Below are 13655 nucleotides of genomic sequence, written 5' to 3'. Positions count from 1 at the left end.
TAGCATGATTCAGTGACCAGGGACGGGACCCATGCCCACTGACCGCGGCCAGGCGGGGCCGACGATCTCCGAGGTGGCGGCGGAGGCCGGCGTGGGCAGGGCCACCGCCGCGCGCACCCTCGGCGGCTACGGATACGTCAGCCCCGAGCTGCGCGCCCGCGTGCTCGCCGCGGCCGAGAAACTCGGCTACCGCGCCAACGCGCTGGCCCGCAGCATGTCCACCGGGGTCAGCCACACCCTCGGCGTCATCGTGGCCGACATCGGCAACCCGTTCTTCGCCGGGCTGCTGCGGGGCGTCTCCGACACCTCGCGGGCCCGGGGGTTCGACGTGATCGTGCTGAGCACGTACGAGGACCTGCGAGAGGAGGTGGCGGCCACCAACGTGCTCATCGACAAGCGCGTGGACGGCGTCATCGTCGCCTCCGCCGCGCTCGGCCGCGACCAGGTCGCCCACCTCAAGGCCGCCATCGACCGCGGCATCCCCGTCGTGCTCGTCGACCGCGCCGTCGCCGCGCTCGACCTCGACTCCGTCGTCATCGACAACCGCGACGCCGCCCGCGAGGCGGTGGAGGTGCTCATCGCCGCCGGGCACCGGCGCATCGGCTTCGTCTGGGGTCCGCCGGTGGCCCAGGCCCCCGCCACCAGGCGCGAGCTGCTGACCGCCGCCTCCCGCAACCTGTGGACCGACGGCGAACGGCTGCGCGGCTACCTCGACGCCCTCGACGACGCGCACATCCCGTTCGACCCGCGGCTCGTCATGGTCGGGCCGAAGACCGAGGAACGCGTCGTCACCGAGGTCGGCCGGATGCTCGCGCTGCCCGACCGGGTCACCGCCGTGTTCTGCTCCGAGACCGACGGCATGACCGGCTCGCTGCGGGCACTGCGGGCGGCGGGGCTGGCCTATCCGGAGGACGTCGCGCTGATCGGGTTCGACGACAGCGCCTGGGCGGCGGTGATGGAGCCGCCGCTGACGATGATCGCGCAACCCGTGCACGAGCTGGGGGCCAAGGCGGCGCAGGTGCTGCTCGACATCCTGGGCGGGGGCGAGCCCGCCCGCGAGATGCACACGCTGCGCTCCCGCCTGATCCAGCGCTCCTCGGTCGCCCCGCCCCGCCCTCCGGGCTAGCGGCCGGGGAGGGTGAGCGTGCGGCAGGCCAGGTGCAGGGCCAGGCGCTCGTCCCGATGCCCGAGATCCACGCCCAGCAGCCGCTCGATCCGGTCGATCCGGGCCGCCACCGTGTTGCGGTGCACCCCGAGCACGGCCGCCGTCTCCGCGATCGACGACTCGGCGTCCAGGTAGGTGGACAGCGTGCGGACCAGATCGCCGGGCTGGTCGCGCAGCGGCGCGAGCAGCGCGCGGGCCGCCGGCTCGAACGTGTCGGTACGGGTCCACTCCAGCAGGAGCTGCGCCATGCCGAGCTGGTCCACCTGCAAGAAGAACCCCGCCTCCGGCCGGGTCGCGGCCAGCCTCGCCGCGTCCGTCGCCTCCGCCACCGTCCCTGCCAGCCCCTCCGGCCACGGATGCGGCCGGCCGACCCCCATGTGGTCGGCGATCGAGCCGCGCAGCTTCCTGTGCGCGGCGCGCAGCCGCGCCGCCAGCGCCCGCACCCGCGCGGGCGTCGGCTCCTGCCCGAACGTGGTCCAGCCCGTCCAGCCCTCGTCGTGCTCCACCACCACCGCCTCGACCCCCTCCGCACGCAGCACGCGCGAGATCTCCGCCGTCCAGGGCACCAGGTCGAGCGTGGGCACCGCGCCGATGCGCAGGCCGACGTGCCAGCCGCCGAGCTGCCAGCCCGCGTCGGCCACCCGCCTGCGGAGCTGCGCGGAAGGCTCGCCGTCCAGCCGCAGCAGGTCGCCCAGCAGCGCGGTACGGGCTCGGGCGTCGCGCTCCAGCTCCACGCGGTGCGCCAGCAACCAGCGCTGCACGGCCGCGCTCGCCACGGCCAGCGCGGGCGGCACGATCCCGGCCCGCGCCGCCGCCGTTCCCCGCAACTCGGCCACCAGCCAGAGCGCCGGGCGTGCCGGGTGCGGCAGCAGCACGGGGTGAGCCAGCAGCTCGCCGTCGGGCAGCGGGACGCGCTGCGCCACGAACTCGTCCACGCGGACGGCGGCGGGCTCCGAGATCTCCCCGGCCAGGGGCCGGCCCCGGTCGTCCAGCAGCGCCACCGGGACTTCGAGGAGGTCTCCGAGCCTGTGCACGACGTCTTCCGGTGGGGAGGTGCGGTCGTCGAAGGTGCGGTGGGCGGCCAGGACGAGGCGGGCGCGGTCGATCTCCGGCTCGGCCAGCAGGAGACGGGCGGCCACCACCAGGTCCAGGGGGTCGGCGCCGGTGGAGCCGAGCAGCGGCAGGCCCAGGCGGTCGGCCAGCAGCAACGTCGCCCGCGACACCTCACTCGCGCCCGCCTTTGACGTGCCCGCGCCCGCCCCCGCCGCGCTCGCCTTCGACGTGCCCGCGCCCGCGCCCGCGCCCGCCCCCGCCGCGCCCGCCGGTATGACGACCCCGGCGCCGCCCGCGTCCACCACCCGTCGCAGGAGCGCGTCCACGCGCCAGCCGGCGGACGGCGGCGAGCCCGCGACGATGATCAGCTCATCGGCGGCGACGTCATGCACCGCCCCGGGATCGGCGACGGGCCGCACCACGCGCACGGGCGCGTCGAGCCCGGCGGCCCCGGCGAGCACCCGCACCCCGCCACTCCACTCGGGCAGCGCCAGCAGCCTGCGCACGCTGATCATCGGCCCACCTCCACGAGTCACTCACGCCCCCGGCCCCGCTCCAGCAGCACCGGCTCGCAGTCCAGCCCGTAAGCACGCGGCGCCAGCACCCCGATCCTGTCCGGGTCGGTCCAGAACCCCGAGATCGCCACCTGCAGCACCATGACCTCCATCCCCACCCGCACCGTGTCACCCGCGATCGGCACCCCCGTCCGCCGATCCAGCACCGCGATCACATCCGGCGTGGACGCCACCACGAGCCCGTCCCGCAGCGCGAGCAGGTACTCGTTCTCCATCTCCACCCGCAGCAACTCACCCGACCCGTGCCCGGCCAGCGTGACGCTGCCCCGCGCGAACCCCGGCCGCCCGTGCAGCTCCGGGCCGGGCCGCCGGGTGACCTCGACCACCCGCCCCACGGACAGCACCCGCCCTCCGGTGGCGGACGCGAGCCGGGACGGGTCGGGCGATTCGCCGAGGCCGAGGATGCGCCGCCCCAGCCGCACCGCGTCCGACACGGAGCCGGTGACGCAACAGGCGGCCAGGACGCGCGCGGGGACGGGCGCGAGGGCGAGCGCCGCCCACCCACCGGCGGCGGGCAGGAAGGTGCGGGCGGTGCGCTCCAGGTCGGCGGGCGAGCCGGTGCCCTGGACGAGCACCTGCCCGCTCGGCTCGGCCAGCGCGGCAGGGGTGAGCGGGCGGCCGGCGGCGGCGAGGGAGAGCTGGTCCAGCCGCGGCAGGCCGCGCCCCGCCAGGTCGGCGTCCACCGCGGACAGGCCGAGGTCGCAGGCGGCGACCAGCGGCAGGACGCCGTTCAGCCCGCCGATCTCGATGGAGACCAGCGCGTCGGCGCGCTCGCCCGTCCACCGCTGGATGGCCTCGACCGCCGCGGCGACCTCCTGGCCGCCGGGCAGTTTCTCGGCGAAGACGGCGGTCGCGCCGACGACGCCCACCGGTACGACCCGCGTGTCGGGCGGCAGCGCGCCGAGCGGGCGGACGGCGACGTCGAGGCCGTCGGCCAGCCGCCGCCGCAGCAGCGTGGCGGCGGTCCGGCTGTCGCCGCCGCCCCCGGAGCCGAGCACGGCGACGCCCCGCTCCAGGGCGTCCACGTCCGGCAGCTCGATGCGCAGCATGTCCCTCAGCTTGCCGTACGCCGTGGAGTGACCGTCATGGCGCGCCGATCACGAGCGGGCCGGGGCCGCTGTCGGCCGCGCCCTCGACCGGCACGGAGAGCATCTCCCAGATGCCGTTGGCGAGCATCCGGAGCCGCGTCCCGTCGTGGACCAGGGCCAGGTGCAGCCATTCGCCCGGGATGCTGCCGTGCTCGCCGCCGTAACAGGTTGTGCACCGATTCCTCCGTGTTCGCGTGGCGGAGCGTCCGCCTATGAGCGATTCTCACGGTGCGGACCGGTGGCCGTGACTCTCAGCGGCTCCCCGGCGGCCTCGATCTCCGCGTCCGGGCATGAGCGCAGCACGACGTCCCAGCCCGGTACGCCCGCGCGGACGACCTCGTTGCCACGGAAGCGCAGGCCGCCGGTGTCCTTGGCGTCGAGCGCGGGCACGCCGTCCAGCACGAACCGGTTCGCCTCGACGACGACACCCCGGTGAATGGGACGGCCGGGCTCGGACCTGCTGTTGCGGGGATCGACGAACACCCCGGGCCCGCCCGGCTCGACGATCTCGTTGCCCCGCACGGTCAGGTCGCGCACCGGCCCCGACTCCCACCATTCGGCCGCGTCGCACGAGACGTAGACCGCCGCCATCCCGGTGCGTTCGAACCGGTTCTCCTCGATGAGCACCGGCCGGCGGGTGCTGACGAGCACGCCGCGCGTCGGCACGTTGCGGAAGACGTTGCGGGCGATGTGCACGGCGGGCGTCCTGGTGACGTTCTCCACCGCGGCCCGCCCTGCCAGCCCGCCGGGGAGCGCGGCGGCGACCGTCAGGACGATGGTCCTGAGCGGGGCGTCGTGGTCGCGGCCGCTGGGCTGGCGCACCCGCTCCACCGCCGCCGTGGCGATGGGGCTCAGCGTCTCGCGGTCGACGATCTCGATCCGGTCGCCGGGGGAGAACTGGGGCATGCCCGCGGTCTCCGGGTGCGCGTACTCCAGCTCCAGCGTGCGCGGCCCCGGCCGGCCGGACACGCGCAGGTAGGTGCCGTGCACGTTGACCGGGTCGTCGTGCGGCCCGTCGAAGAGGCAGTCGCGGACCACGGCCCGCCCCGAGCAGCCGGAGAACTGCACGAAGTCGGCGAACCCCGCGCTGTGCCGGCCGGTGCCCGGCGGCGCGCGGAACTCGCACGACTCGACGGTGACGTCCCGGCTGGCCTGCGCCACGACGCCGAAGCCGTGCAGGAACCCGAACCGCAGCCCCGACAGCGTCACCTCGGCGCTGTCGAGCACGAGCGCGCCCGGATGGTCCCGGGTCGTCAGCCGCATCTGGTAGACGAGGCCGAGGCCGGCGGGCGTCTCACCGTGGTCGTACTCGATGCGGATCTCGCGCCGTCCCACCGTCTCGACGCCGCGGACCCGGTCGAAGAGCGGGTTGGGCGCGCGGCGGGTCCGGCCGCGCGCCGGGTCGTGGACCTGCGTGTACTCCAGCGCGTCGCGCCCCTGCCAGGCGTACGCGCCCGCGCCGAGCGGCTCGCCGTGCCAGAGCACGGAGCGGCCTTCGGTGCGGAAGAGCGTCGCCTCCGGGACGCTGATCACCCGGAACGCCCGCCCGGCCGCGACCCCGGCGGCCACGACGGTGGCGTCCACGACGGTCGGCACGGCGAAGTCGAAGGCGAGGCCCTCGATCCGGACCCTCCGGGAGTCGAGCACGGCGAAGGTCGTCTGGAGCCCGTGCAGGATCAGGCGGGCGCCCTGGCCGGAGATCACGAGGTCGTCGGCCGCCTCGACGAGCAAGGCGATCGTCTTGTCGCGGTGGCGCGGGTCGTCTCCCACGGTGTTGGAGACGTACAGCTCGCGGCGTCGCGCGCCGTCCGGCCAGAGGTGGTAGTCGCCGGGCGGGAAGCGCAGCTCCACCGGCCCCGGCTGGGCCGTCGCGGCGCGCAGGGCCGCCGCGACGGCGGGCGCCGCGTCCGCCCGCACGCCAGGCGCGGCGCCGAAGCCGGTCACGTCAATCAACGTCACGTCAGCGGCGTCACGTCGAGCGGCGTCACGTCGAGCGGCGTCACGTCGAGCAGCGTCACGTCGAGCAGCGTCACGTCGAGCAGCGTCACGGCCTGCCGCCCGCATGGCTCAGCTCCCGCCGGTCCGCCGCAGCCGGGCGAGCCCGCCGGACGGCACCGCCACCACATGCGGCCCCTCGCCCAGGACGAGCTCCGTGTCGAGCTCGCGCCGCCCCCGGGCGTCCCACGTCTCCAGGCGCACGTGCACGTCGCCGCCCTCGTTCAGCAGGATCGGCGAGCTGTCGTCGGCGTTGGCGACCAGCAGCTCCGTCCAGTCGCCGGCCGGGATCGCGATCGCGTGCGGCGCGTACCTGGCGACCAGGTGCCGCCCGCCGAAGCAGGCGCGGACCACGGGATACAGCAGGTCAGGCCGTGTGGGCGTCAGCCTGCCGTGCAGCAGCAGGTCCCGGTTCTCCCGCCAGAAGCCGAGCCAGAACGCCAGCGCGTCGGCCTGCTCGCCGGTGAGCCGCGTCAGGTCCATCGAGACCTGCGGCACGCCCAGCAGCGCGTTGATCAGGTGGTGGGCCACCCGCTGCGCGCCGTCGTCCGGCGCCCACATGATCGGGTCGCTGTGGATCGGGGTGCCCGGCCGCGCGAGGCGGAGGTCGAGGATGCCGATGCGGTTCTGCGTCCCGTTCAGCGGGCAGTCGCCGACGCGGATCATAGACGCGAACCGGGCGACGGCCGGATGCGTGTAGGGTTCGCGGAACTCGATGAGCGGGTCGGCGCCGAGAGCGCGCAGCCGTTCGACGATCTCGGCCATCGCGCCGGCCGCGGCGGCCACGGACCCGGGGGCGTTCCTGTCCTCGAACTCCTCCAGGAAGTCGAGCTTCAGCCCGTCCGCCGCCGTCCGCGCCATGATGTCCTCCAGCCTTCCGGCCAGGTGGGCGCGGGCGGCCGGGTCGCGCGGGTCGAGCACCCGCGCGTCCAGGGAGGGTTTGTCGCGCAGCGTCGGGAGGCCGAGGCCCGCGGCGTCGGCGCGGTGGCCGAGGAAGGGCGTGCCGATCCACCACACGGTGCGCAGGCCCCGCTCGCGCAGCGCCTCGACGAGCCCGGCGGCGTCGGGGAACTTCTCCTGGGCGATCTCCCAGTCGCCGCACGACCCGTATCCGCGGCCGTGCGTGGTCGTCTGCCAGCCGTCGTCCACGATCAGCGTGCCGAAGCCCAGCTCCGCGGCCCGGTCGGCCTGCGCGAGCACTGCGCCGGCGGTGACGTGCTGGTGCGCGAAGTACCAGGTGCACAGGACGGCGTCCTCGGCGCCGGCGACGGCGCGGTGGCCGTGCTCGCCCTGCAGCCAGTGCCCGGCGCCGGTCACGGCCTCGGGGAACGGGCGGCCGGAGGCGTCCAGCAGCAGCCGCACCTCGCCGGGAGCGTCGTCGACGTGCACCATGATGGCGAAGTCGGCGGTCTCCTCCACCAGGCCCGCCCGCACCGTGGTCGGGCTCGTGCCGGAGTCGAGCGCGTAGACCAGGCGGGTGGCGTCGCGGGGCGCGAGCAGCGCGCCGAGCGGGAGCCCGCGCAGGGCGGTCACGTCGTCGGGCTCCGCCCACGACGGCGGGATGGCGGCGTCCCGCACGGCGCTGCCGGGCCGCCACCAGGCGACGGTGTCGGTGGCGGGGATGGCGACGGTCAGGCCGAGGGGTTCGCCGTCCGTACGGAACAGCACCTCGAACACGCCCTCGCCCAGCTCGCGCACCCGGGCCGCCGCCGGGCGGGTCGCCTGGAGCCGGAGCCCGGGAGGTGAGCCGTCCAGGACGACGGGTGTCTCGGGCGGCGCCTGCGACCTGCCGGGCAGCCAGAAGGTGAGAGATGCGACGTCGGTCATTTGCTCCCCGTGAATGAGATTCCGCCGATGATGTGCCGCTGGGCGATGAAGAACAGCAGCACGCAGGGCGCGGTGACCACCAGGGCGGTGGCCATCAGGAGTGGCGTGTCCGTCCCGTTGACGGACTGGAAGCCCGCCAGCGCCAGGGGCAGGGTCTTCCACCGGTCCGTCGTCAGGTAGATGGCGGCCTGGAAGAAGTTGTTCCAGTACGACATGAACTGCAGCACCGCGGTGGCGATGATGATCGGACGGGACAGCGGCAGGTAGATCGAGAACCAGATGCGGAACCAGCCCGCCCCGTCGATGAGGGCGGCGTCCGTCAGCGCCTCCGGCAGCCGCAGGTAGAACTGCCGGTAGAGGAAGATGAAGAACGCGGACCCGAAGAAGGTGGGCACGATGATCGGCCACAGCGTGTCGATCATGTCGAGGTTCTTGAACAGGATGAACTGCGGCACGATGGTGACCTCCTGCGGCAGCAGGAGCGTCGACAGCACGATCGCGAACAGCGGGCTGGATCCCCGGGCGCGGATCCGCGCGAACGCGAAGCCGACCAGCGATGAGGAGAAGACCACCGCGACGACCGGCACGAGCGTGCTCAGCAGCGAGTTGCGGAGGTAGGTCCAGAAGGGGAACGACTCAAGGCCGCCCGCGAAGTTCGACCACTGCCACTGGACGGGCCAGAGCGCGGCTCCCGCGTGCGACACCCCCTCCGGCGTGCGGAGCGCGGTCGCGATCATCCACAGGAACGGGTAGACGAATCCGGCCGATCCGATCACGAGCAGGGCGAGCGCGAGGATCCGGGTGCCGAGCGGCCCGCCGGCCCTTCTCCCCTCAACCGGCATGGACACGCTGCCTTCGCTCCTTCGGTCGTTGCGATTCGTAGTAGACCCAGAAGGCGCTGCCGCGGAAGATCAGCGCGGTGAGCACCATGATCATGATGAAGAAGATCCAGGCCAGGGCGGACGCGTAGCCCATCCGGAAGAAGGAGAACGCGTTGTTGTAGAGGTAGAGGACGTAGAACAGCAGCGAGTCGGACGGGCCGCCGCCGTTGTGGGTGACCACGTAACCCTGGGTGAAGGTCTGCATGGCGTAGATGAGCCCGGTGACCACGTTGAAGAAGATCACGGGGCTGATCTGCGGGAGCGTGATGTTCCACAGCCTGCGCCAGCGGCCCGCGCCGTCGATCTGCGCCGCCTCGTAGAGCTCCTTGGCGATGTCCTGGAGACCGGCCAGATAAATGATCATATTTCCGCCGACCGTCCACAGACTCATGATGATCACCGTCGGCAGGGCCCAGTCCGCGTCGAACAGCCACCGCGGGCCCTGCACGCCGAACAGCCGCAGCAGCCCGTTGGCCAGGCCGTAGCTCGGGTTGAACACCCAGATGAACAGCACCGCCTGCGCCACCCCGGTGACCAGCGACGGCAGGTACCAGATCGTGCGGAACGCGTGGATCCCACGTACCTTCACGTTCATCAGCAGCGCCACCGCCAGCGACAGCACCGTCTGCAACGGCACGCTGACGGCGGCGTACGTGAGCGTGACCTTGATCGACTGCCCGAGGTCCGGGTCAGAGAACGCCTCCGCGTAGTTGTCGATCCCCACGAACGACGGCGGGTCGATGAGGTTCCAGTCGGTGAACGACAGGAACAGGGAGTAGGCCATCGGCCCGCCCGTGAACAGCAGGAACCCGACGATCCACGGCGAGACGAAGAGCCAGAACGCGGCCGTGTTCCGCGAGATCCAGCGTGCCCGCGCCGCCCCCCACAGCATGGCGGAGGCGACGGCGAACACGGCGGCCAGCATGATCACCAAGGACAGGACGGGTCTCAGCCCCTCGTAGACGTGCAACCGTTCGAGCAGGCCCTCCAGGCTCCGCACGATGTCTCCCATGTCGCCTCCCCCTGCCGCCCGCGGGCGGCCTCCGCCGCCTACTTGGTCGCGTCGAGCATCTGCTGGCACTGCGCTTGCAGCTCCGGCAGCACGACCGCCGGGTCCTCCTCGCCCGAGCCGATCGCGGTGCGCGAGTTCAGATCCGTGGAGAAGGCGCTCTCGATCTTGACCTTGTCCTTCACATAGGCCGTGGTGACGGCGTTGGTGACGGCATCGGTGAAGGCCCGCAGGTTCACCTGCGGCGCGATCGAGGTGAAGGCGTCCAGCGAGCTCTGGATGACCGGCACGCCGAGCGCGGACGTCGTCGAGGCGAGCAGCTTCTGCGCGTCGGGGCTGGTGCTCATGAACGTGGTGAACGTCTTCGCCGCGGTGACCTCGGCCTCCGGCGCCGACTTGGCGATGCCGAGGCTGTCGACCTCCATCGGCTCGCCCTTGCCCGGCATCGGCACGATGAGGAACTTCGAGGTGTCCAGGGCGGCGATCTTGGCGATGTTCCACGGCCCGAAGTCGGGCAGCATCGCGACCTTGCCGTCCGCGAACCACTGGAACATGTCCTGGCCCTGCGCGTCGGCCGGGCTCGGCGCGAACCCGTCCGGCTTCGTGGAGCCGACCACCACCTGAGCGGCCCTGACGCCGTCCGCGTTGCCCATGGTGCAGGTCCGGCCGTCCGCGCTGTAGTACGAGCCGCCCTCCGCGGCCAGCCAGCCGTCGTACCACAGCGGCGCCGAGCCGTAGACCTTCTCCGCGCCCGACCCGGACGTCAGCTTCCTGGCCGCCGCCACGAAGTCCGCGGTCGTCATCGGGTCCGACCCGGACGGGACGGCGAGGCCGGCCGACTCGAAGGCCGCCTTGTTGATCGCCATCACCTTGCTCTTGGCGACGAAGGGGACCGCGTAGTCGGTGCCGCCGACGTTGCCGGCCTTCCCCACGGCCGCCGAGTAGTAGACGCCCGGATCCACCTTGACCGGGGCGAACGCGTTGGCGAAGCTCGGCAGCGCGGTGTTGGAGATCTGGGCGACGGTCGGGGCGTCCCCGCCGGCGATCGAGGTCTGCAGCTTCTGCTCGTAGTCGCTCTGGATCCAGTTGGCCTCGACCTTGACCGACGGGTTCGCCTTCTCGAACGCCGCGATCATCGACTTGATGGTGGCGGCCTCGTCGTTGTTGCCCCAGAAGGCGTACGTGATCGTGACGGTCCCGGAGCCGGTGGCCGGGTCCGGGTCGCCGCCGCACGCCGCGAGCGCGAGGAACGAGGCGACGGTGACGGCGGTGAGTGCCTTTGCCTGCAAGGGGGGTCTCCTTCGCTGGTGATCTGTCAACGGGCGGGGAGCCGGACGACGCGGCCGTCGGCGCCGGCCCGTATCCGGCTGCCTGTCGGCACTTCGATCGACAGGACCTGCCCGTTGTCCCAGGTGGCGGTCCAGGTCACGCCCGGCCCTCCGGTCACCTCGAACTCCGTGGCCTCCCGGCCGTCGTGCCTGACGCCGACGAGTGACCCGCCGACGGGAACGTTCCGAACCTCGATCCACTCGCCGGCGGGCAGGTGCGACCGGGTGCGGACGGTGCCGCGCGCCGCGCCGGGCTCCAGCCCGGTGAGCCCGGCCGCCACGTGGGCGACGTGCGTGAAGGGCACCTCCGGGTAGTCGGCGCGGGAGGCGGCCAGGAAGCGGATCCACCGCAGCGCCTCCTCGTCGCGGCCGTACCGCAGGAACGCCTCGGGCAGGTAGGTGACGGCCTCGATGTTGGCCGGCGGCGCGGTCTCCACCCCGGATCGCAGGAAGTCGAGGTGCGCGGCGGCGCGCTCGTCGGCGCGCATGATGCCCTTCACCGCGGGGAACCAGGTGCTCTCCAGCCGGAACCCGGGCACCGGGCCGTCGGCGGTGAAGCCCGCCGTGTAGTGGCGGTCGCCGCGCGACCACCAGGAGCCGGAGAAGTGCTCCTCCAGCTCGGTGGCTCGTGCCCGGTTCCAGGTGGCGAAGCTCTCGTCGAGCGGGCCCGCCGAGCCGAGCGCCTGGTGCGCCGCCCACTGGCTGGCGATCCCGTCGGCGGCGACCCGCAGGTACGGCGGCCGTTCCACCTCGTTGTAGGTGGCCGTGCCGGCGAAGATGTCGCCGGTGCCGCGCTCGCCGGCGACGCCCGTCCCGAGCGGGTCGTGCAGCTCGACGAACGAGGTCATCGTGGTGCGCAGGAACCGGGCGATCGCCGGATCGAGCAGGAACCGCTCGTCGCCCGTCCAGCGGTACTGCTCGACCGCCTTCTCCACCAGCTCGAACGGTGCGGGGACCTCGCGGACGAAGTCGTCGTCGGAGCGGTAGTCGATCGCGGCGGGGGTGCCGTCGAACGCGAACGCCCACAGCGGGTACCAGCCGCGCTCCTCGGTCGCCGAGGCGGCGAAGTGCCGCAGCATCGCCAGGTTCTCGGCGTCCAGCCCGAGGAGGTGGGCGCCGAGCAGCTGGTGAGCGAGGTCCCTGGAGTAGAACATCGGCCGGTCCGTCATCGCCGCCCAGTAGCTGGGCAGGAAGGCGGCGTCCCGCCCGGTCTGGACACACTCCAGCGAGCGCTTTGACGCCCAGATGAAAGAATCGACAAGATCCGTCATGCTCGAATCGAGATGAACGTGCGTGGCTGGATGCTGCTGACCGGGAGAAGCCGCAGATGGCGACTTGTTCGTCATGAGGAGCGAGTGTTACATAGCTGCTTCAAACCCGTCAATGGCACGTCAATAAACTTGCACCGCAGAAGCGCGCGGACATGCTTAAGAGCAGGAAACGGTTGTGTCGTGTCCTTGCAGAAATACGTCAGCAGGACGTCAGGCGCGCGGAGCGGCCGTCGAACGCCGGACGATCAGCTCCGGGTCGAACATCAGCTCACCCGACGGCACCGGCCGCCGGTTCACCAGATGCACCATCGTCGCCGAGATGGCCTGCGAGATGCGCTCGATCGGCTGGCGGACCGTCGTCAGCGGCGGCTCCACGAACCCCATGAGCTGGTGGTCGTCGTAGCCGACCACCGAGACGTCGCCGGGCACCGACAGGCCGCGCCTGCCCGCCGTGCGGATCGCGCCCAGCGCCATGTAGTCGCTCGCCGCGACGATGGCGCTCACCCCCTGGTCGAGCAGGGTCTCCGCCGCGGACATGCCGCCCTCGACGCTGTACACCTGGCGCACGACGTGGCGGTGCGGATCGGCCACGCCCAGCGCGGTCATCGACTCGACGAAGCCTTCCAGCCGCCGCTCGCTCGGCCGGTTGCCCACCGGGCCGACGATCATGCCGATCTGCCGGTGGCCGAGACCCCACAGGTGCTCGACGGCCAGCGCCGCGGCCACCTTGTCGTTGGTGGAGAAACTGGGCGCGGAGATGCCCTCGATCGCCCCGTTCATCGAGACGAACGGGATCTGCCGCTCCTGCAGCAGCCGGTACGGGCCCGGATCGGCGCCGTCCAGCGTGTTGCTGGCCGAGGCGAAGACCGCTCCGGCGATGCCGACGTCCATCATCGAGGTGATGAAGTCGATCTCCTGGAGGCCGCCCACCGTCGTGGAGCACACGACGGCCTTGAACCCCTGCGGAGCGAGCGCGGACTCGATCAGCTCGCAGAGCCGCCCGAAGAACGGCTGCGCCAGGCCGGGAGTCAGGACGATGACGAGCTGGCTCTGGCCGCCCCGGTCGTATCCCAGCTCGCGCAGGGCGTCCTCCACGGCCCGCCGCGTGGTGGCGGCGACCACACCCCTCCGGTTGAGCACGCGGCTGACGGTCGCTTCGCTGACCCCGGCACGGGCGGCGACATCGCTGATTCCGACCTTGGCCATGGCTCCCTTTGATCATCCCGGACCGCGCGTGATCTCACTATACGACCAGAGGAAGACAGAAATGCGGGCCGTCGGTGGCCGCGGCCCCTCGTCCTGCGTGTCATCTGGTCAGGATGACGGCACCGGCTATACGAGCCGCATACCCGGCGTCAACGCGCCCGCCCACGCGCCCGAACCCGGACGCGCCCGAACCCGGACGCGCCCGAACCCGGACGCGCGCGAGCCCGGCCGGGCGCGAGGCTCGGCCGGGCTCGGCG

10 protein-coding genes are annotated in these 13655 nt (G+C 72.7%); 1 reads left to right on the top strand and 9 read right to left on the bottom strand.

The window, feature by feature from the left end; genetic code table 11:
* Window positions 1–31 precede the first annotated feature (31 nt).
* A complete protein-coding gene (locus FXF51_RS16730) occupies window positions 32–1126 on the top strand; it encodes a LacI family DNA-binding transcriptional regulator (protein ID WP_148435380.1) in 1095 nt (364 codons plus the stop codon).
* On the opposite strand, the gene FXF51_RS62600 is transcribed toward FXF51_RS16730, so the two are convergent.
* The 9 genes from FXF51_RS62600 to FXF51_RS16685 form a co-directional block, all read right to left on the bottom strand.
* Window positions 1123–2733 carry a helix-turn-helix domain-containing protein gene (locus FXF51_RS62600; protein WP_148435379.1) on the bottom strand — a complete coding sequence of 537 codons (1611 nt, stop codon included), beginning with the start codon at window positions 2731–2733 and terminating at the stop codon, window positions 1123–1125. The two genes, FXF51_RS16730 and FXF51_RS62600, sit on opposite strands and share 4 nt — an antisense overlap.
* Window positions 2734–2750: 17 nt before the next feature.
* Window positions 2751–3842 (bottom strand): DUF917 domain-containing protein, encoded by a 1092-nt coding sequence (locus FXF51_RS16720; RefSeq protein WP_222871316.1) that lies wholly within the window; start codon window positions 3840–3842, stop codon window positions 2751–2753.
* A 249-nt stretch (window positions 3843–4091) separates the two neighbouring features.
* Window positions 4092–5840: a right-handed parallel beta-helix repeat-containing protein gene (locus tag FXF51_RS16715; RefSeq protein WP_148435378.1), complete on the bottom strand. Its 1749-nt coding sequence runs from the start codon at window positions 5838–5840 to the stop codon at window positions 4092–4094.
* Window positions 5841–5948: 108 nt separating this feature from the next.
* Complete coding sequence (locus FXF51_RS16710; protein ID WP_148435377.1) at window positions 5949–7703, bottom strand: alpha-galactosidase; 1755 nt, start codon at window positions 7701–7703, stop codon at window positions 5949–5951.
* Complete coding sequence (locus tag FXF51_RS16705) at window positions 7700–8545, bottom strand: carbohydrate ABC transporter permease (RefSeq protein ID WP_262379588.1); 846 nt, start codon at window positions 8543–8545, stop codon at window positions 7700–7702. The genes FXF51_RS16710 and FXF51_RS16705 overlap by 4 nt, the downstream gene beginning before the upstream one ends.
* Window positions 8535–9596: a carbohydrate ABC transporter permease gene (locus tag FXF51_RS16700; RefSeq protein WP_222871315.1), complete on the bottom strand. Its 1062-nt coding sequence runs from the start codon at window positions 9594–9596 to the stop codon at window positions 8535–8537. Before FXF51_RS16700 ends, FXF51_RS16705 begins: the two co-directional genes overlap by 11 nt.
* 38 nt (window positions 9597–9634) lie before the next feature.
* Window positions 9635–10882: an extracellular solute-binding protein gene (locus FXF51_RS16695; RefSeq protein ID WP_148435375.1), complete on the bottom strand. Its 1248-nt coding sequence runs from the start codon at window positions 10880–10882 to the stop codon at window positions 9635–9637.
* Window positions 10883–10908: 26 nt separating this feature from the next.
* Entirely contained in the window at window positions 10909–12192 is a 1284-nt protein-coding gene (locus tag FXF51_RS16690) for a hypothetical protein (RefSeq protein WP_148435374.1), read from the bottom strand.
* Between the two features lie 210 nt (window positions 12193–12402).
* Window positions 12403–13398 (bottom strand): LacI family DNA-binding transcriptional regulator, encoded by a 996-nt coding sequence (locus FXF51_RS16685; RefSeq protein WP_148435373.1) that lies wholly within the window; start codon window positions 13396–13398, stop codon window positions 12403–12405.
* Between the last annotated feature and the right edge of the window lie 257 nt (window positions 13399–13655).

It is taken from the genome of Nonomuraea sp. PA05 (assembly GCF_008086045.1).
GTDB lineage: Bacteria > Actinomycetota > Actinomycetes > Streptosporangiales > Streptosporangiaceae > Nonomuraea > Nonomuraea monospora.
This window is presented reverse-complemented; position numbering and strand designations above follow the sequence as displayed.